14 protein-coding genes and 2 pseudogenes are annotated in these 20378 nt (G+C 42.7%); 6 read left to right on the top strand and 10 right to left on the bottom strand.

Translation table 11 applies throughout. The features are described from left to right. Nucleotides 1–210 precede the first annotated feature (210 nt). The 8 genes and pseudogenes from HMPREF9145_RS09530 to HMPREF9145_RS09500 all read right to left on the bottom strand — a co-directional run bounded on the left by HMPREF9145_RS09530 (nt 211) and on the right by HMPREF9145_RS09500 (nt 10718). Nucleotides 211–2223 (bottom strand): glycoside hydrolase family 97 protein, encoded by a 2013-nt coding sequence (locus HMPREF9145_RS09530; RefSeq protein WP_021826158.1) that lies wholly within the window; start codon nt 2221–2223, stop codon nt 211–213. Nucleotides 2224–2230: 7 nt separating this feature from the next. Beyond that, entirely contained in the window at nt 2231–2740 is a 510-nt protein-coding gene (locus HMPREF9145_RS14250) for a glycoside hydrolase family 71/99 protein (RefSeq protein ID WP_316928790.1), read from the bottom strand. Between the two features lie 57 nt (nt 2741–2797). Further along, nucleotides 2798–3430, bottom strand: a complete 633-nt coding sequence (locus HMPREF9145_RS14245) for a glycoside hydrolase family 71/99 protein (RefSeq protein WP_316928789.1) — start codon at nt 3428–3430, stop codon at nt 2798–2800. A gap of 207 nt (nt 3431–3637) precedes the next feature. Next, nucleotides 3638–5161, bottom strand: a pseudogene (locus HMPREF9145_RS09520) (RagB/SusD family nutrient uptake outer membrane protein). A 28-nt stretch (nt 5162–5189) separates the two neighbouring features. Continuing rightward, nucleotides 5190–7359 (bottom strand): annotated as a pseudogene (locus HMPREF9145_RS14240) (SusC/RagA family TonB-linked outer membrane protein); the annotation flags it as partial. Further along, entirely contained in the window at nt 7265–8338 is a 1074-nt protein-coding gene (locus HMPREF9145_RS09510; protein WP_021826148.1) for a hypothetical protein, read from the bottom strand. The pseudogene HMPREF9145_RS14240 and the gene HMPREF9145_RS09510, both read right to left, overlap by 95 nt. A 61-nt stretch (nt 8339–8399) precedes the next feature. Next, entirely contained in the window at nt 8400–8903 is a 504-nt protein-coding gene (locus HMPREF9145_RS09505; RefSeq protein WP_036907294.1) for a DUF5004 domain-containing protein, read from the bottom strand. Nucleotides 8904–9404: 501 nt separating this feature from the next. Then, on the bottom strand, nt 9405–10718 hold the full coding sequence (locus tag HMPREF9145_RS09500; RefSeq protein ID WP_231369786.1) for a DUF6377 domain-containing protein: 1314 nt from the start codon (nt 10716–10718) through the stop codon (nt 9405–9407). Nucleotides 10719–11106: 388 nt separating this feature from the next. On the opposite strand from HMPREF9145_RS09500, the gene HMPREF9145_RS13530 reads away from it, so the two are divergent. Next, the gene (locus HMPREF9145_RS13530) at nt 11107–11307 is read left to right on the top strand and encodes a hypothetical protein (RefSeq protein WP_021826207.1); all 201 of its coding nucleotides are present in this window, start codon (nt 11107–11109) and stop codon (nt 11305–11307) included. Between the two features lie 104 nt (nt 11308–11411). Here the strand turns inward: HMPREF9145_RS13530 and HMPREF9145_RS13770 are convergent, their stop codons facing one another. Beyond that, nucleotides 11412–11588, bottom strand: coding sequence for a hypothetical protein (locus tag HMPREF9145_RS13770; RefSeq protein WP_081697740.1), 177 nt, complete (start codon nt 11586–11588; stop codon nt 11412–11414). A 630-nt stretch (nt 11589–12218) separates the two neighbouring features. Between HMPREF9145_RS13770 and HMPREF9145_RS09490 the strand changes: the two genes are divergently transcribed. The 5 genes from HMPREF9145_RS09490 (at nt 12219) to HMPREF9145_RS09470 (ending at nt 19740) form a co-directional block, all read left to right on the top strand. Further along, the gene (locus tag HMPREF9145_RS09490; protein WP_021826205.1) at nt 12219–12836 is read left to right on the top strand and encodes a fumarylacetoacetate hydrolase family protein; all 618 of its coding nucleotides are present in this window, start codon (nt 12219–12221) and stop codon (nt 12834–12836) included. Between the two features lie 38 nt (nt 12837–12874). After that, nucleotides 12875–16417 (top strand): type IX secretion system sortase PorU, encoded by a 3543-nt coding sequence (gene porU / locus HMPREF9145_RS09485; protein ID WP_021826203.1) that lies wholly within the window; start codon nt 12875–12877, stop codon nt 16415–16417. 46 nt (nt 16418–16463) lie between these two features. Further along, nucleotides 16464–17636 carry a type IX secretion system outer membrane channel protein PorV gene (gene porV, locus HMPREF9145_RS09480; protein WP_021826199.1) on the top strand — a complete coding sequence of 391 codons (1173 nt, stop codon included), beginning with the start codon at nt 16464–16466 and terminating at the stop codon, nt 17634–17636. Nucleotides 17637–17685: 49 nt separating this feature from the next. After that, on the top strand, nt 17686–18159 hold the full coding sequence (gene ispF, locus HMPREF9145_RS09475; protein ID WP_007135327.1) for a 2-C-methyl-D-erythritol 2,4-cyclodiphosphate synthase: 474 nt from the start codon (nt 17686–17688) through the stop codon (nt 18157–18159). A gap of 138 nt (nt 18160–18297) precedes the next feature. Continuing rightward, entirely contained in the window at nt 18298–19740 is a 1443-nt protein-coding gene (locus HMPREF9145_RS09470) for a DUF6080 domain-containing protein (protein WP_021826149.1), read from the top strand. 394 nt (nt 19741–20134) lie between these two features. Here HMPREF9145_RS09470 and HMPREF9145_RS13765 read toward each other — a convergent pair. Next, the coding region (locus HMPREF9145_RS13765) for a hypothetical protein (RefSeq protein ID WP_196809770.1) at nt 20135–20378 on the bottom strand (244 nt) is incomplete at its 5' end.

Raw genomic sequence — 20378 nt, 5'->3', positions numbered from 1 at the left:
GTAATCATTTGATATACAAAGGTTTGTATATCGAATATATTTGAAATATATCTACAATAAAAAGGTGGAGCATTTCAAGTTTGTGTATTCATCGAAAGCGATTGTAAGGCTATTTAAAACACAAATCCCCACACCTTAACGCTAAAAGATGTGGGGAGAGCATTAAAAGTTTTCGTGTTACAAGATGCACTAACTCGTAAACCAAAGTCTTTATTTCTTCATGATGCTGATAGCGAAACCACCACTTGGAGCCAAATGAATTGGCAGCACAGTTGTGTGGTCTATCGTCATCTGATCTATCACCATAGGGTATGGATTGCCTTTATACGTAGCGTCAGGGCCATCGCGATAGATGATAGCATGATATTTAGCATCCTTATCAAGGAAGTCAAATCGCATCGTCAAATCACGCGCATCAGCGTCTGTCATGCCTCCAACAAACCAGTTTTCACTATCTCGATCTTTGCGAGCAGTAACGATATATTTTCCAATCTCAGCCTGTAAGACGTGTGACTCCTGCCAGTTTGTGGGCACTTGTTCTATGAATGCGAATGCAGGTTGGCCTTTATAGTTCTCTATTTCGTCTGCCGCCATCTGCCAAGGCGCATAAAGCGTGACATAAGTAGCCAGTTGTTTGGCGAGTGTTGTTTGTGGATGAGTTTGTGGATGCACTCTACCTTCGATGCGGAAGATGCCCGGTGTGAAGTCAAGTGGGCCTGCTAAGACACGTGTAAAAGGTAAGATACAGAGATGATATGGTGGATTTCCTCCGTCTTCTGACCATGCATTATACTCTTGTCCGCGTGCTCCTTCGCCCGAAACCAAGTTCGGATAGGTGCGTTGTAGCCCTGTTGGCATCGCTGGTTCATGGTTAATGATCATGAGATGATACTTTGCTGCGATCTCAATAACCTTGCGATAATGACGCACTCCATATTGAGAGTGTTGCAGTTCTTTGTTATCTAATTTTGCATTTACATATCCCGTTTTAACCACACGGATACCTAATCGCTCATAAAGTGCAAAGGCACTATCGAGTTGTTGCTCATAGTTTGCTGCGGCACCACCTGTTTCATTGTGGGCAATCATACGCACTCCTTTCGATAACGCATATCTTTGTAGTCCCTCAAGATCATAGTCAGGATAAGGTTTTGTGAATGAAAACTTGTCGCCTTCACGCCCCCAATCGTTATCCCAACCATAGTTCCAACCTTCCACAAGCACTCCTTTCATGCCGTGATCTGCAGCGAAGTCGATGTAACGTCGAGTGTTTTCAGTCGTTGCTCCGTGTTTCTTTCCTTGCGACCAAGTCATGTCATTCATGTGCATTCCCCACCATATTCCAACATACTTACCCGTCTCTAACCATGAGGTATCTTTGATTTTGCAAGGTTCATTGAGGTTAAGTATCAAACGAGATGCCACAAGATCGGCAGGTTTATGCCCCACAATGATTATTCGCCAGGGTGAAACAAATGGTGCTTTTGCAAAGACCAGTTCACCCGTTGACCATGGAACAAGTTCTGCTTTAACGGTTGTTGTTCCCTTTGCTGCAGCAATCGGCTTAAGATTTAGTGAAGAATAATCCGTCAGATTGGCTTCGTGTACGACAAGATAAAGGTCATTGTCAACCTCCATTGTTATCGGAGTAGACACCTCTGGCTTGCGACTGAGTGGGTCGGCTGTCCACAATGCCTCATAATAATTAGTGCCTTCTGTCGGCATAGCCCAAGTTTTTGCATCAAAAGGAAAAGCAAACTGCGTCTCTTCATCCATGATAGCGAAGTCAGAAAGATGCGGTTGACGTGGGAATTCATAGCGAAACCCGAGTCCATCATTAAACAATCGGAAAACAATCGTCAGCAAACGACCTTGTGCACCGCGTTGTTGCAGCCGCATGGTGAGTTCATTATAATGGTTGCGCACACTCGTTTCTTCACCCCATGGCTGTTGCCACGTTTCGTCTTTTGTACCCGAAGAGAAACCAACTATACGGAAATCCTTGTCCAAACTGCCATCCCGAAGCTTCATTCCAAGCAATGATGGGCATAAAATGGCACGCTTGCCACGCCACAACTCATAATAAGGCTGCCCCTTTTCATTAACACCTACAGACAAAGTGAGCGTCCCATCAGGGGACGCTACCTTTTGTTTCTGCTTGCCATTCACAAAAGAGGTGAACAATAAGGCACACACAATACAAATCAACCTAATAAATTTCATATACTATTTATTTTAATATTTCTTTAGCTTTTGCTACATCCAAACGCACAAGTGCATCGTAAGCCTGCTGTGTACGAGGGCTATTTGGCTCAGCAACACGCAGCTGATACCAACGATATATTAGCTCTAAATCAGCTTGTATGTAGCTAACTCCCATGAATTTTTGTAGCATTGTCAGATATTTATAGCCATATTCAAGCGTTGGTTCGATAGTTGTTCCCTCGCCATAATCGTTCCATGTGCTAATCTGTAGCCATTTAAGACCAGACATTTTGGCTGCATCAAGCTGACGTTGGAACAGCGCTCCATTCTCAGCATCATAGGAAGTGTAACCATTTCCGGCTCCACCTTCTTTATAATAGTCCTTGAATCCCGGCATTGCTCCAGCGATATACATCTTGAATTTGCTTGCAACGCTATAATCAGGCGTAGGATTTACCCATGAGAACTCACCATCAGCATTGGTGTAACCATCACCATTTGCCCGCCCAGAATGCCCGTTTAGACAGAGAAACATGGGTTTAGTTTTGAGGACAGAGAACACACGATACCAGTCTTTTCCAGTCAAAAGCTGCTATGGCCCAAATATCATCAGCAGTGGACGACCCTCTACTTTCACGTAAAAGTCCTTATGAAAGAAGGCCTCGGCAAGGTAACGAACATCTTGTCTGGCTTGACTAACCTTGTCAGAGACGTCAGCAAGCGGCGAATCTTCATAGACAATAGCCATTTTCAAGCCAGCTTTTGCAAAGGCTTTTGCCAATGCTTCTGTGTTTGATTTATGCTTAGCGATGTCATTATCACTATTGATTCCATACCAGTCTACCATCACTCCATCTACTCCGCAGTACTTCATTAGAAGACATTGATAGTCGAGTATGGCTGCATCTCCCGATGCATAAGGACCTGTAAGTGGGTAATAATGCGATGCAATCTGACGCTTTCCTGTTACATCAACAACGTTGGGATCACGCGTGTTCATCGTCCAATGGAACGGCCATTTGCCGTTATTGGTCTTGTCAGTCTCAAACCATGGCATGAAATGTACATAGACATTCATGTTGTTAGTCTTACTAACGGTCTTGGCTTCAGCGTTCTCCTCTTTTGTATTTTGTTTCTTTTCAGGTGCATTTGGATAGCTTTCACCACAGCTATTCAACACCATTAAGCTGCTAAGGAGCAATAAAGGAAGAATAAATTTTCTCATAATTAATGAATTAAAGCCTCTCTTCTAATCCCTATTTCGATAAGGGAGGGGAGCAGGATGCAACTAAACTACATAATAATCATATTCTTTTTAAACAATAACCTAAATGAAATGCGTATATATTTTTATTCTCTTCATAAGGCACTTTTACTCCCCTCCCGCTTCGAAAAGGGGCTTGTGGAGAGGCTTTTTGTTAGCATATAGGGGTTAATATCCCTCATTCTGCACTAAGTTTCCATTCTTTTCTATCTCCACTTTTGGTATTGGAAAGACTCCAGTATGCTTGTCTGCATCTGCAGGTTTATTCCACCACGCTTTAAAAAACGTACCAAATCGTATATTTGTTGTACGGCGAAGACCTTCAAAAACAAATTCATGCTTCCACTCATTGTCTAATGCATCCTCATCAAGTGAAGTCAAGTCAGCGAGTCCTGCACGTTTTCTTATCTGATTAATATAGGTCAACGCGTTCTGCATATAGCCCAAACGGTAGTTTGCTTCGGCTTGCATCATGAGCACTTCTGCATAGCGCATGAGCACCCAATCATTGTCTCGTTCCCATGAATCAGTAGCACTCCACTCATATTTATCAAGTCGTGCGCCTTCATTTTGAGCGGCTTTCGTAAAATTTTGGATATCTTCGGTGTAGTTTAATGGCTCTCCATTGTCCATCAATACCTCAGCTCCAGTTGCTGCATTGTATTGCTGACCGATCAAAAGACTATTGCGTCGCACATCGTTTGCTTCGAAAGAAGAGTATAATCCAGGTTGAGCACAGATACCATTTCCGCACCATTGGTAGACACCAGCAGGGTCAAAAGCATACTTTTGATTATAATGATAGGTCATAGAAGCTAAGTAATTGCCTACAGTTCCTTGCTTATGGTCATAAGGTATGGCAAAGATAATCTCTGGAGAAGTTTCATTTTTGATGGCGAAGTTGGCTTTATAATTAGGTGTAAGCGAATAACCCTTCACCTTATCACAGGCATCCAAGCAGTCTTGTCAACGTAGTTTTCCTGTGTAAACTTCAGCATTTAGGTAGAGACGTGCAAGCAAAGTATAACCCACATTCTGTGTAAACCTGCCATATTGTATGCCTATTGGCAATAAAGGTAGTACCTCTTTGAGTTCCTTTTCAATGAAGTTAAAGACCTCAGCTCGTGGCGAATTCTTTGGTAAAACCTGTGTAGTAAAGTCAGTAGAGATAGGTACATTTCCAAAATTATCAATCAGATTATAATAAAAGTAGGCACGAAGACCACGCAATTCTGCCTCTACTTCCTTTTCTAAATCATCTGAAAGTTCACTCTTTTCAACCTGATAGATGATGCCATTAACCTTGGAAACGCCTGTGAAATTATAGCGCCAAAGAGATAAAACACCTGTATTGTCGGCATCCCAAGTATGATATTGAAACTGTTGATAACGTCCTCCATCATACCAATCTGTGCCTCGTGTCGGGATGCATACCTCGTCACTGGAACACTCTGAGGTAAAGAACACATACTCACATGTAGGATAACAGTTCACATTATTGCCTTCAGGAGTGTTCGAACCATAGCCTCTTAACGTCGCGTAGGCACCTCCAACAATCGTCGAAATCTCGCTTTCGTTCTTACCATAATTGTCCATCGACACTTTATCATAAAGCTTTTCATTTAGATCTGTGCATGAAACCATCATAGCACTTGCCATGAGAATTGTCGATAAAATGTATTTCGTTTTCATTTTTTCTCAATATTATTGGTTAACCTTTTCAGAAACTTATATTCACGCCTACAGAGAAAGTACGTGGTCTTGGATAAGAGTTAAAGAACTCAATACCCGGAGATTCAAGTACATTGTCAGGCACTGCAACCTCTGGATCCATACCTTTATATCTGGTGATACAGAAGATATTCTCGCCCGTTACATAGAAACGAAGTCGAGAAAGCCCCAATTTCTCTGGATGAGCCAAACTATATCCCAATGTGAGTGCTTGCAAACGGAAGAATGATCCATTCTCTATGAAGTAATCACTATAGGTGGGATTGTCAGTGATTCCACTCTTCATAAAGTCATCAAGAATGTTCTGTGATGGGAAACGCGTAGGATCATACATTGCCATTCGTGTGCAATTGAGAACCTTTTGGCCAAACATGCCATAACCAGAAGCTACAAAATCAAAGTTGCGCCAAGTGGCATTGATAGATAAACCAATATTCCATTTCGGCTGAGCACTACCTAAATAACGCTCAACAACTTTGCCGTCAGCATCTTTTGTCAAGATATACTTGCCGTCTTCACTAATTCCTTCGCAATGAGGTCCCCAGAAAGCACCGGCAGGATAGCCTTCAAGGATGACTTGAGAATAGGTGTTTGACATACCGCGCAGATTGTGCAAAGAGCCTGCCTGCAATCCAACGGCCTGATATTGATCGTTAGAGAGTTTCGTGATTTCCTGGTGGTTATAAGCTAAACTCATATTCGCATCGAGTGTCCAATCCTTTGTTCGCAAGATATTTGCACCCAAAGAAAGTTCAAATCCCTTATTAACCAAGTCACCAACATTGGCTAACATTGTTCCAACAAGATAGGGAGGTGCGGTACAGGATAAGTTCAAAGTAAGTCAGAGGTCTTCTTGTGATAGAGCTCTAAGGTTCCATTGATACGATTAAAGATTGAAAAGTCGAGACCAAAGTTCCATTGTAACGTGCTCTCCCACTTCAAATCAGGATTCACATTCTGGCTTTGTGTATAGGCATTCTTCCATGTTTGTGTTGCAGCATCATAGTAAGCGGCTCCTGAAGCCGATAGAATGGAGAGACTCTTATACTCTCCAATACCATTCTGATTGCCTGTAACACCAAAGCCAAGTCTTACTTTCAAATTGTCAAGCCAAGACGAAGTGCACTTCATAAAAGGCTCATCTGAAAGACGCCAAGCCAAAGATATCGATGGGAAAGTACCCCATTTATGATTCTCTCCGAATCTACTTGAGCCGTCTTGCCTTAGCGTTGCTGTAATCATATAACGGTTAAGATAACTATAATTGGCTCTACCAAAGAATGAAACCAACGTAGATTCTCCTTTAAAAGAATAGACATCACCTTGTCGAAAGTCTGTTCCTGCACCAAGATTATTATATCCAAAGGCGTTCGTATCATATCCACTTCTCATGGAACCAAAGCCTTCATAGACATTATTTAGATAGGAATAGCCCCTAATATATTAAGGTGGTGGTCCTTTCCAAACATGCGATCATAAGTCAAATAGAGTTCTATTTGCTTATTTGTATAGTCAGAATAGGTGCGCTGTCCCCATCCTTTTTCACTTTGTCCCCCCATTCTTGCGTAGCTGGGCTTATAGATTCCTCCGACAACAGAATTCTGTTCATAAGAAGTATTGACTGTACCTTTCAAACCATCTATAACATTCAATTCCATCTTTAGATAGCCTAAAAAGCGATGACGCTTTTGATCATCTGTACGATTATTGTTAATTTCGACAGGATTCTCTGTGTTTGTACCATTAAGTTGGGCATAACTTCCATCAGGATTATATACAGGGAATGTTGGCTGGAGATTGACCATGCGCTCAAAGATACGTGTATCAATGGGATGCCACCGGTCGAAATTGGCATTAATTCCTTCGTCTAAGCGAAGTCGTCCCTGCCAAGCTGTTTGATAAGCTGTAAGAGATCCCGCGAGACGATTCATGTTATTACGTTTTATAATGCCTTGATTGTTGTTGTAAGTTGCCGATGCTCGGTAGCCATGCTCCTTCTTACTACTTGAGAAAAGAATATTATGTGAATGCGAAATTGCCGTGCGTTCTAATTCCTTTTGCCAATCAGTTGAAGCACCATAGTCTAATGCACTCGCCACATTCTGACTGCGAACATATCCTCTCCACTGGTTTGCTGAGAGCACATCCATGTTCTTTGCCACTTACACGAGAAGGAAACAGCGAAAAAACTGGGTTAGGATAGGGCACCGCCATACCTGTCTTTTGCATCTGATCGCCACTATTTGCCCCCCACTGATTAGCTCCAGCAGCATCACGAATGACGGTAACGACGAGATAATTCATGTTCTCCAATTCGAAAGCGGCTTTCTTATCTGGGTCTGCTAAGGCTGTAGGCACACGACTACCTGCGTCATCTAAGGTATATGAATAATATTCAGATGGCACACCAACATCCCATGCATAGAGGCCATTTGAAAGCTTTCTAACTTTTGTTTTCCTTAGACAGGCAGGACGCCAAACGTCAAGTGACTGCAAAACATTCCAGTCGTTAAGTCCTGAATGCACTCCAAACTGAACGAAGTTTGCATCGTTTGAAATCTCGGTTAGTGTCCTTCCACCTAATTTATATACGTCAGGATTAAAGACAATGGTCAAGGGTTCATCGAGTGTGAACTTATCCGTGAAGCCCGAACTCTTCTTTCCTGAGAAGAACTGAACACCTTTTCCACTTTCTTTAAACTCCTTAAACTCTGAGCGACTATCAGGAGCTTGGAACACCGAACTCCATTTACTGCCGTCTTTTGTCTTTAATCTTGACCAGAAACCAGGCCAATCATCTGACTCAAAAGCACTGATATTGGTATTGAAATACTGTGTCGGAATCATCTTCTTACAATAGATGTTGTTTCCCAAGTATTCCAATTTAGCAAACGAAGAAGAGTTATCGCCGTGGCCAGCATCAGGTTCTGTCGGCGTCCATGCCCACAAATAAAGGTCTACTCCAGCAGGAAACTTCACGTCAGTCATATCATAATAGAAGGTCACTTCCTCATCACAAGTGAACACTGCAGGCACAGTCCACACCTTGGGTACACCCAAATCGGTCTCCTCCGCCATTGTCATGAGAGGACATAATAGGCCTATCAACGTCAATATATAATACTTAAAATCTTTCATGTTGTGTTGTTTTATCATTATTTAGATATTGTTTCTCCACCACAAATCATACACTTGGTGCTTATTCTGCCTGCATAAGGTTATAAGTATAAGAAACAAATGGTTTGCCATTCACTTGTCGTATGAGCTTAAACTCTAACGTTTTATTTGCACCTGGAATTGTAGTGATGGTGAGAGGTTGTTCTCCCGACTCACTCTTCAATAAGAGTTTAGATGCCATTCCGTCTGATTTTACAAACGGATTATCCATTGTCCATGTACCTTTTACAGGTAACAACTCGGGCGCATTCCCCTCTACTGAGAAGGTTGTTGGCTCTCCTTTGCTGTCTTGGTCCAAATGAATCACGAAGGTATCGAAGTCGAGCAGACTGGTGAGTACCATGGTCTTGGCATTCGTTTCATCGGTCTGCGTCACACTATTCAATACCCATTTACCACCAATCTTCTCGTAAAGTCGGATTGGATCAACGTAGCTTCCGTCATCAACTGTGCTACACGAACAGAGTCCCATTACTGATATTGCGATCAATAACAGAGAAATTAAAAGGTTGTTCTTTGTCCTCATAGTAATAATGGTATTAATATTGTATTCTATTTCTTATGCGAACAAAATTAGAATAAAATCATTACAAGATGAAGTTTCATAAAAAATATATAACAAGAAAATTGGAAACAAATTTTCATTTAACTGATTATCAAGAACTTATCGTATCGTGTTTTCGTGAAATGTATTATCATTATATTGATGATTCTCAACAAATATAATGCTCTTTTAAGGCTAAACGTTGGTCAAAATCCAACTTTTCACATCACCATGGCAGTCAAAATATCTTTTTTCTAAGACCTATTTGTCGTTGTTATTCCTGTGCCCTAAAAACATCACTTCTATGATTTCTTTGCATCACATCCTACTAAAAACCAAATGATATCATCCAAACGAGCCTTCAACAACAGCTGTTTCCGGCTGTAAAATCCCTATATCAGATTTGCTTCCTCATAGCAATAACACCATAATTGAGGAATTTTTTCAACACATCTCCACTCTTTTTACACAATAAAGAACATTCTATATTTCCATGATTCGCGCCTCAAACTGATCATTATCGACCCAAGATTTGTTCTTAACTCGCGTCTTATAGGTGTTGATTGTATGGATACTATAATTCAGAAACTTAGCAATGCGCTCCGAATCTGTTATTCCCAAGCGGATGAGTGCAAAGATTCTCATCTCTGTTGTCAATGACTTCTGCTTGTCATTTGCCTTTGTTTCGCCCTCGATAAACAGGCTGTTATACCGCTCAATAAAGTTTGGAAAGAGGTTCAAAAAAGTCTTATCAAAGTCCGAAAACATAGATTTTCGTTCGGCAATCAATTCACTTTCTTTCAACGATAACCGCAAATCATGATATTGTCGGGCTGCAATCTTTTGGTCAATTGTGCGATATAGCTTCTCAACATGATTGATATATTCGGCATTTGCATAAAAGGACTGCCCGATATATTCGTCTTTTATCGTGTTCACTTCACGCAAACGACCATTCATTTCCTCAAGTTCTGCCTTGCGGTTTGCAATGACATTACGCGCTTGTTTCAGCTTTTTCATCTGCTTACGCACAAACCAAGTGAACACAAGAAGAGCCAAAACAAAGAGCAAAGCGACAACCGTGGCCATAGCCAAAGCATTGCGTTGTCCCTCCATCACGCTATATCGGTCTTGCTCTATGATAGGAAGAATACCACTAACCTCTATCACACGCTGACGAGCGCCATAGAAATTGGCATTCTCAAGCGATTGTCTTACATATTCAGTTGCCCGTTGTATGTCGCCCTTTTGATAGAGTAGTCGAGCCAATGTGCAAAGGGCCGTGGTCTCACGCGTAACCGATTGGTTGTCACAGATAGCCGCTTGGGCCAAATAACCAATAGCCTCCTCATCATGTTTCTTATATAAACTCATCCAACCAAGACTCGAACTAACAATCGCCCGCATGTGATTATCGACATCTTTCCTTGCCAATAACTGCTTGAAATACATGCTACAACGATCATAATGCCTTAGTTTCATCTCCTTCATCCCCACAGCATAGAGCCAATCCCGACTGCCCCGAGTCAGATATTGAAGTAGAGAGTCCGTGTAAACACAGCCTTTTTCAATGTAGCGATCCATGTAAGGATTGGCATGAGTGAAGTCGGCCATGTCAAAATAACACCGAGATGCCGTTGTGAAATAAAGCTTTCGAGAGGCTAATGAGGCGCGATGAATGTCAATAGAATCAAGGGTTTCGGAGGCCTCATTAAACAAACCAGCCGACAAAAGACAAAAAACGATGTTACATTGTCCCTCAACTTGCGCGTTGATATCATGCAATTCATGCGCCAAATGGTTCATCTTTTGTGCATAGACATACGCCGAATCATATTGTTAAGAGGCATATTGCGCATAGAGTTTCCGTAGTAAATTGAAGTGAGTATAAGCCGAGTGTTTCCATGTTAGTGCACGTTTCAGCGAGTCAATCGACTTTTGTTTTTTCATCTCATATTGCGATTTATGTGACAAATCAACATCAAGTTCGTCTAAAATTGCCACAGAATTCCTCCGCACCGAAGCCCCCATGGTCGACAAACTCAATGACCATAGGAAACAAAACAATAGCTAAACACGTGTATTTCTCTTCATTGGTAAGAATTAGTTCTGTTCTTTTGACTAACTTTTTCAAGCTACTCTTACCTGCAAAGATAGGATTTTTATTTCAAAAATACAAACAAAAATGATGAAAAAGAACTTCACTTATAACGTTAATTCATATCACCCAATGTCGCAGATAATGTTTATTCCCGCAAAACATACCAATGATTCATGTTGTAAGACAAAATTAATCACATCGGAAAATACACGTTTCAACGCCGTAGGTGTTGCGCTTTTGATAGCCCAGGGTTGTCAAGCGATAGCGCAGGCTACCCTGGGTTAACGTATTGTTTGTGGAAAACAACGCCGTAGGTGTTGCGCTTTTTTTGATTAATCCGCCATGAAAGGTTTCATTGTAGGCGTGCCTTCACAGAAAAAGCTCAACACCTATGGCGTTGAATCTCCTTGCGAATGTTTACCCGGGGTAGGCTCGTTCCTCGCCAACCCCGGGCTATCAAAAGAACAACTCGTACCGAGTTGCGCAATGAGGGAATTTATATTGTAAAATACATTCATTGAAATACCGACATAACACACACGGCGTTGCGTGATTATAACATTCATAATGGAAAATATATTCATTGCCATATGGTATAACACATACGGCGTTGCACCATGAGGGCATTTATATTGCGAAATTCATCCATTGGAATAATAGCGCAATACCGACGCAGTTGCGAGATGAAATAATTATGAGTGTGGCGTGGTTGATAATTAAAGGTGAAATCGTGTAAGGCATACGAAGCCTCACCCCCAGCCCTTTGCTTTCCTCGTTTCGCAGGTTTCACGAACAGCGACCTATGATTCTCCGAAGAGGGAGGGGAGTGATTAGGCATGAAAATGGAGCAATTTGTTTGAAGGTTAAAAGGTGGTGCTGACGTAGTTGATAATAAAGGGTAAAATAATTTGCCATATTTCACTCGATGAAATGGCGCAGATCAAGCGGTAAAACCATAGAGATTACTCGGTCATTTGCGTCATTTCAAAAAACAAGTTCTATCCCCTTGGCTTCTAAGGAGAAATGAATGTATACACCAAACGGATGAAATGGGCTCTCAACCTCACGCTCTCCCTGCTAAAAGGGCTTAGAGATGAGCCTCCCTTTTCCTTGCAATCACAACATAACTTGCCTTTTTCTTGCACGTTTGGGAATTTATAACGAACTTTGTATTCCATTATTTAACAATATCATCAATGAAGATTTTCGCCGTAGACACGAACTATCTGCAACACAATAAAACGCTGTCGAGCTCGTTTTCTAAACCAGAAGCCCCTGTCATTTTTACCAAATGTGACACCGCTTTGCTGAAAGATGGTAAACCTTTCTTTATTCCCGACACGCTTGGGAACATTGAATATGAAACCGAACTCGTTGTACGCATCTGCAAATTAGGGAAGACTATCCCCACAAGATTTGCCTCACGATACTATGATGCCGTAACAGTTGGCGTGGATTTCACGGCGCGTGACCTGCAAAAACGATTGCAAGAGCAAGGTCTTCCGTGGGAACTTTGCAAGGGATTTGATGGTGCTGCCGCGCTCGGAACTTTCGTTCCGTTAGACAAAGTGAAACCCATTCAGTGCCTTCGCTTTAGACTTGACATCAACGGCACTACGGTTCAAGAGGGCTTTTCAGGCGATATGCTCTTCAAAGTCGATGAAATCATCTCGTATATCAGCCAGTATTTCACACTGCGTACAGGCGATTTGCTTTACACTGGCTGTCCAACGGGGTGCGCACCTGTAAGGATTAACGACCATCTTGAAGGCTATATTGAAGAACAAAAGGTATTGGAATTTAATTGCAAATAACGCTGATTGCATCATAAAACAAGAGAGAATCGGTCTTCATGAAACTTTCTTTCAGATACATTATCATAGGCCTTGTGTTGTCGTTGAGCTTACATCTTCATGCCACGCAACGCTTTTTTAACCTCACTTACGAACAGGTGAGGATTGATTCTGTATTACCTCGTTTCACCTACCGCCTTCCTTTGCAGGGAGATTATCGTGATTCTGTCTATCGTGTCAGCATCGTTTACCCCGAATTTGCAGCCATGCCACAACGTGATATCCTTCGATATCAACAACTTTCTCAGTCTACTTTGCCTGCAATGCCAGTCATTCAGCAGACGATTGTCATGAATCGGCGGCATCCCGAATTGCTCATCACATTCTTTCCATTAGTCAATCGCGATGGGAAATATCAGTTTTTAGCCAGTTTTATGCTGAAAATTGAAGCCTCAGCAGTGGCAAAAGCCAAGATGTTTCAACGACAGATGGTGACGCGTTCTGGCCCTGCTGAGCGCTATACAAGGCAGTCGGTATTGGCCAATGGCCGTTGGGTGAAGATACGTGTACCATCATCTGGTGTTTACGAACTCAGCGAATCACTGATTCGGAAGGCAGGTTTTACGGATATAAACAAGGTGCATGTCTATGGCTATGGAGGCAATTTGCAAAATGAAAAGCTTGTGGAGGCCGACCTCATACAAGGAGATGATCTCCACGAAAGCCCTCAAACAATAGTGAATGGCAAACATCTTTTCTATGCACGAGGGCCTGTTTCATGGACAGATAAAGCCGCTTTACGGCGCACTCGCAATCCATATTCCGACTATGGATACTACTTTCTCACACAGACGGAAGCCACTTCGTCGCCTGTTGACACAACAAACTTCTTACAAACTTTCTATCCTTCACCCGATGATTACCATTCCCTTTATGAGCGAGATGGCTTTGCTTGGTTTCAAGGCGGACGCAATTTATTTGATTCTGAGGCCATTATGGTGGGGAAAACAAAGGCATTGAAGCTCACAAAACCTCAAGTTTCAGGTGGTGGAAAGCTTTGTGTTGGAGTGAGCGCAGGGTCAAACAGTGAGGTGGAACTCTACATAGGAAGTCGTCTTTTGGGGCAACTCACCATACGATTAGGCGATTATGACAAGGGGAACTCACGTCGAGGAGCCTATCCTTTTGCGTCAGTTGATGAGCTTGATACACTGAAAATAAAGGTTGTTTCGGGTGGTCCCGTGCGGTTGGATGACGTTTCAATAACGTGGGATAACGCCCTTCCTGCACCATGGTTAGCAGCAAATAAGTTTGCCATTCCAGAGCTTGTAGGTGTTGTTCGCAATCAAAACAGACACGCAGATGACCAAGCTGACATGGTAATCATTGTGCCATCATCGGGAAAACTCACTGCAGAAGCAATGCGTTTGAAAGAATTTCATGAGAAGAATGATGGTCTTCGAGTTAATCTTGTGCCTGCAAACGAACTCTATAATGAGTTTTCAAGTGGTACGCCTGACGTCAATGCTTATCGCCGTTACCTGAAGATGCTCTATGATCGGGCGTTATCTTCCAACGATATGCCACGCTATTTGTTGCTCTTTGGGGATGGCATTTGGGACAATCGCCTATTGACCGACGCCACGAAAGGACTCAATCCAGATGATTATTTGTTGTGCTATGAGAGTGAGAACTCATTCAATGAAGTCGAATGTTACACTGATGATAACTTCGTTGGGCTATTAGATGACGGCGAGGGAGCAGACCTTTTGACACACGACCTGCCTGATATTGCGGTGGGACGCTTCCCTGTTTCTACCGCCGAAGAAGCCAAAGTGATGGTTGATAAAACGATAAATTACGCCGTAAACACTAACGCTGGAGCTTGGCAAAACACGCTAATGTTCATGGGAGATGACGGAAACGACAATGTATATATGGTTGATGCGAACGATGCCGCCGAGCAGATTGCGTCACAACTCCCAGGATATGTCGTCAAGAAAGTGATGTGGGATGCGTATAAACGAGAGACTTCTGCAACGGGAAATACCTATCCTGACGTGAGGAAAGCTATCATTCGACAACAAAATCAGGGTGCACTCGTGATGGATTATATAGGACATGGTTCTGAAATTCAAATCTCTCATGAAGGAGTTTTGAAGCTCAAGGACTTTGCATCTTTTACAAATCGCAACCTGCCGCTATGGATAACAGCCTCTTGTGACATAATGCCTTTCGATGGAACTGCCACAACTATCGGTGAGACGGCATTGCTTAATCCTCATGGAGGGGCTGTAGCTTGCTTTGGAACTACGCGTACTGTCTACACATATTACAACAAACCGATGAACATGGCCTATCTAAAGTATGTGATGGGAACGACAAATGGTCGTGCAAACACACTTGGAGAAGCCTCTCGTTTGGCGCAAGTGGAGATGATAACTACAGGTCAAGACCTCACATCTAATAAGTTTCAGTATGCTCTTCTCGGTGATCCTGCATTGCGATTAAACCAACCTAAGCCCATGGTTACTGTCGATTCAATCAATGGAATGGCTGTAAATGGAGCACAATTACCCGTCATAAAAGCTGGTGAAATCGTGCGAGTTGTGGGCCATGTCAACGTGGAAACACCTTACAATGGCATAGCAACGATGACGGTAAGAGACTCTCGTGAGCAAATCACTTGTAGGCGTAATGACCCTCAAGAGGCTGAAACGGCATTCCAATATTATGATCATCCGTCGACCATCTATGTGGGATCAGACAGTGTGAAGGCTGGAAAGTTCTGCTTTTCTTTTGCTGTTCCACGCGACATTAACTACACACAAGGCAATGGACTCATTAATATCTATGCCATTAACGATAGTCGTTCGCTTGCTGTTAACGGCTCGTGTGACCGCTTTTTGGTGGGAGGTACCTCGTCATTAGCAAGTGATTCCATTGGTCCTTCAGTCTTTTGTTATCTTAATTCGCCCTCGTTTGAGAATGGAGGAAACGTGAACAGCACGCCCTATTTCGTCGCTCAACTTCGTGATAAGGATGGAATTAACGTCTCAGGAAGCAGTATTGGACACAATCTTGAACTCATTATCGACGATGATATGAATAAAACCTATGTGCTGAATGATAACTTTCAATACGACTTTGGTAGCTATACAAGTGGTACAACCTATTATAATATACCCGAACTTGCACCAGGTAAGCACCGATTACAATTCAAAGCGTGGGATGTTTTGAATAATTCTTCGACCACATGGCTTGACTTTGAGGTCGTGAAGAACCTGACTCCAACGCTCTTTAGCGTAGCCGTTACAAAGAATCCAGCACAGACTGACACACAGTTTATCATCAATCACGACCGTGTTGGCAGTCAGATGGATGTTGAAATTGAAGTCTTTGATACCGCAGGCCGATTGCTTTGGCGTCATAAAGAGCAAGGCGTTTCTATGTCAAATGCCTATACTGTTGACTGGAATCTATGTACTGACGGCGGAGGAAGACTGCAAACAGGCGTCTATCTCTATCGTGTGAAAGTGTCGAGTGACGGAAGTAAGCAAGCAAGTAAAGCACAGAAACTCGTTGTTGTGAGCAATAATTAGGCATCACAAGCGTTAATTTAGCAGATAAAAAACAGAAAAAGACAAGATGAAGAAACTGACTTTTATTCTCCTACCAATGCTGATGATATCACTTTCTGCATCAGCCCAGGTGGACAAGAAAGACATATTCAATCCCGTTTACACAGCGGTTACCTCGCAAACTATTGCCCCTGATGCACGTGCAGCAGGCCTAAGTGACGTAGGAGTAGCTACAGATCCCGACGTAAACTCACAATACTGGAACCCTGCTAAGTATCCTTTTACGATTAGTAGAGCAGGAGTTTCCATCAGTTATACACCCTGGTTACGTCAAATAGTCAATGATATGTACATGGCAAATCTTGTCGGATATTATCGTATTGGGGATTATAGTGCGGTGTCAACTTCACTCCGTTACTTCAACATGGGAGAGGTTCCATTGAGCAGTTCGGTAGGAAGCAGCAACGACATGACAATTAATCCCTATGAGATGTCATTCGATGCAGCCTACTCTTTGATGCTAAGTGAGAAGTTTTCTATTGCTGCTGGTGTGAGATGGATATACTCAGATCTCACTTACGACTATTCTTCTGAGACCACACCAGGTAGTGCTTTCGCTGCAGATATAGCCGCTTATTATCAAAACTACATTAATATTGGCCAACGAGAGTGCCAACTTGGTGTCGGCTTAAACATCTCAAATATTGGTAGTAAGATTAACTTTGGGAGCGATGACAATAGTGAATTCATCCCAACGAATATGCGTTTGGGAGCTGCTCTGATGATTCCTGTTGACCAATTCAACCGCTTCACCATCGCTGTTGATGCCAATAAGTTGCTTGTTCCAACGCGACCCATTCAGAAAGAGAACGAAACTGACGAGGACTATAATGTGCGTTTGCAGAAAGACTACTATGATATTTCGAGCATAGGAGGCATATTTAAGAGCTTCGGTGATGCCCCTGGAGGCTTTAAAGAAGAGCTACAAGAGGTGAGTTGGAGCCTTGGTGGCGAGTATGTTTATAACGATAAGTTTGCTATTCGGGCTGGATATCACCATGAAAGTGAAACAAAAGGCAACCGAAAATACTTCACTGTAGGAGCTGGTTTCAAGATGAGTGCGTTCTCACTTGATGCGGGTTACGTTATTGCTACAGCCAAAAGTAACCCCCTTGACCAGACACTTCGCTTCACGCTTTCCTTTGATATGGATGGCTTAAAAGACCTTTTCAAGAAGTAGAAGGCTTGTAAGCATGATTTAATTCCACTTTAACATTGACAGAAAAAGAATGATTCGAGTAGGTATGGGCTTTGATGTCCACAAGTTAGTTGAAGGCCGTGACCTTTGGTTGGGTGGCATAAAAATAGACCATTCCATGGGATTGTTGGGCCATAGTGACGCAGATGTGCTGCTACATGCAGTCAGTGATGCTCTCCTTGGGGCTGCAAACATGCGGGATATTGGCTTTCATTTCCCCGACACCAGCGACAAAACACTCGACATGGACAGTAAGATTATCTTGAAACGTGTCGTGGAATTGATTGGCGAAAAGGGCTATCGTGTGGGCAATATTGACGCAACTATCTGCGCCGAACGCCCCAAAATCAATCCTCATGTGCCTGCAATGAAGGCATGCATGGCCTCAGTTATGGGCATAGATGAAGACCAAATATCCATCAAAGCCACGACAACTGAGCGTCTCGGATTTACGGGAAGAGAAGAAGGAATGTCTGCATACGCCGTCTGTTTGATTGAAAAATAGGAGCTGCTTTGCCTGTTTTCTTGCTTTATTCTCCAACAAATAGTAATGCCATTCCACTGCACCAATGAGCAGAATACAATGATTTGCCTGCATCAGAACCATAGTTTTATTCCACAACTACACACAAACCTTCAATAAATGAAAAGGATTTTTGGAATCTTTAAGATTAAAACCGAAGAGCGATGGCCAGCACTTGTCATGCTCGTTTATACGTTGTTGCTCAATGGTTTGGTGATTCATAAATACTTTAATAAGTTTTCTGAGCTTGCAACCAACTATCATGAAGTGTTTGTTCGCACGTTCCACATCTCGGGTTTCGATGCACTAAGCTATGAGGTTGTATCGAGTTGGGACACTGCTTACAATATTTATCGCCATCCGTTGCTGGCGTTCTTCATGTTCATTCCTAATCAAATCAATCAAGGTTTGATGCTACTCACGGGCTTAAACTGCACCCAATTTGTTATGGCGGCATTACTTGTGTGCTGTGGTTTCTATAGTTTCATCTTCCTTTATCGCATTCTTCGCGAAGTCATAGCATTGCCAAGATTCGATAGTTTGCTGCTCTCGGCCTTATTCTTCAGTTTTGGTTACATCATGGTCACCATCAGTGTACCCGACCATTTTGCACTTTCCATGTTGCTGTTACTATTGACACTCTATGTGGCAGGCAAGAAAATGAAGTGCAATCAGCCGTTTACAAAGTGGCAAACCATTGTGTTTTTCATCCTCACGGCAGGCATTTCATTAAACAATGGCATAAAGGTTTTCCTTGCAAACTGGTTCACAAATGGTCGTCGTTTCTGGCGTCCAGCCAATCTGTTGCTGGCTATTCTCTTGCCATCGGCTGTCATTTGGGGCTTTGCACGCATGGAATGGAACCACTATGAACTGCCTAATTTCGTGGCAAGACAACAGGCAAAAGCGGCTAAAGTGGAACGCGAGCACGCACAACTTGCACGTGCTTTCCGCGACACTACACAGCTGAAAGACTCTATTGCGATTGAAAAGGGCATCAAACTACTCATTAAACAGAAGGCAAGAGAGAAGTATATAGCCGACCATAAGCAACCATGGAACATGCATACTGGCAAGCCTTTGGCCAAAGGGGAGTTCAGTCAATGGACTGATATCACTACACCGCGCGTGCCAAGTATTATAGAAAATCTCTTCGGTGAAACCATTCAGTTACACCAAGACCATCTACTTCAGGACACATTACGCGCCCGTCCGCTCATTGTTCATTACAGATATGCCCTTAATTACATCGTTGAGGCGTTAGTTGTGCTGTTGTTTCTGGGTGGAATATGGTTTGGACGGCGTGCCCGTTTGATGTGGCTCGCCCTGTCGTTCTGGGCTTTCGACATGGCCATTCATGTCGTTCTCGGCTTTGGTTTGAATGAAGTCTACATCATGGGAGCGCATTGGCTCAGTCCGCTTCCCGTCATCATGGCCTATGGTTTCAGTGCATTTCAACGTCGAAGAGCAGCCCTCTACACCCTGCGTGCAATCACATTAGCCCTCTGTCTGTTCCTTTTCGCGTGGAATTTCATGCTATATTCTAACTATTTATGGGGCTAAAATAATAACACTTCCCCTCTTCTCATTATTTTTATTGCTATAAAGAATAATGTGATTCGCATGTTTCAACATCGTGAGTGTTATATGTTTCCACACCATATTTCACCAAATTATACTGAGGATTATATAGCACAACGCTGTAAACGTAGTATATTCTCTATATAATTTGCCATTAAATCATGCGTGAATTGCCGTAAACCAGGCTATGATATGAACATTTCAACGCCGTAGGTGTTGCGCTTTTGATAGCCCAGGGTTGCCAAACGATAGTGCAGGCAACCCTGGGTTAGGGTATGGTTGGTGTGGAACAACGCCGTAGGTGTTGAGCTTTTTCGGCGTAATCCGCCATAAAAGGTTTCATTGTTAGCGTGACTTCATAGAAAAAGCTCAACACCTATGGCGTTGAATCTCCTTGCGGATGCTCACCCGGGGTAGGCTCGTTCCTCGCCAACCCCGGGCTATCAAAAGAACAACTCGTACCGAGTTGCGTGGTGAGAACATTTATATTGCGAAATTCATCCATTGGGATAATAGCGCAATACCAACGCAGCTGCGAGATGAAACAATTGTGAGCATGGCGTGGTTGATAATTAAAGGTGAAATAATGTAAGGCAAATTGTCGCGCGAAATGATGGAGA

This window comes from Segatella salivae F0493 (assembly GCF_000477535.1).
GTDB classification, from domain to species: domain Bacteria; phylum Bacteroidota; class Bacteroidia; order Bacteroidales; family Bacteroidaceae; genus Prevotella; species Prevotella salivae.
This window is presented reverse-complemented; position numbering and strand designations above follow the sequence as displayed.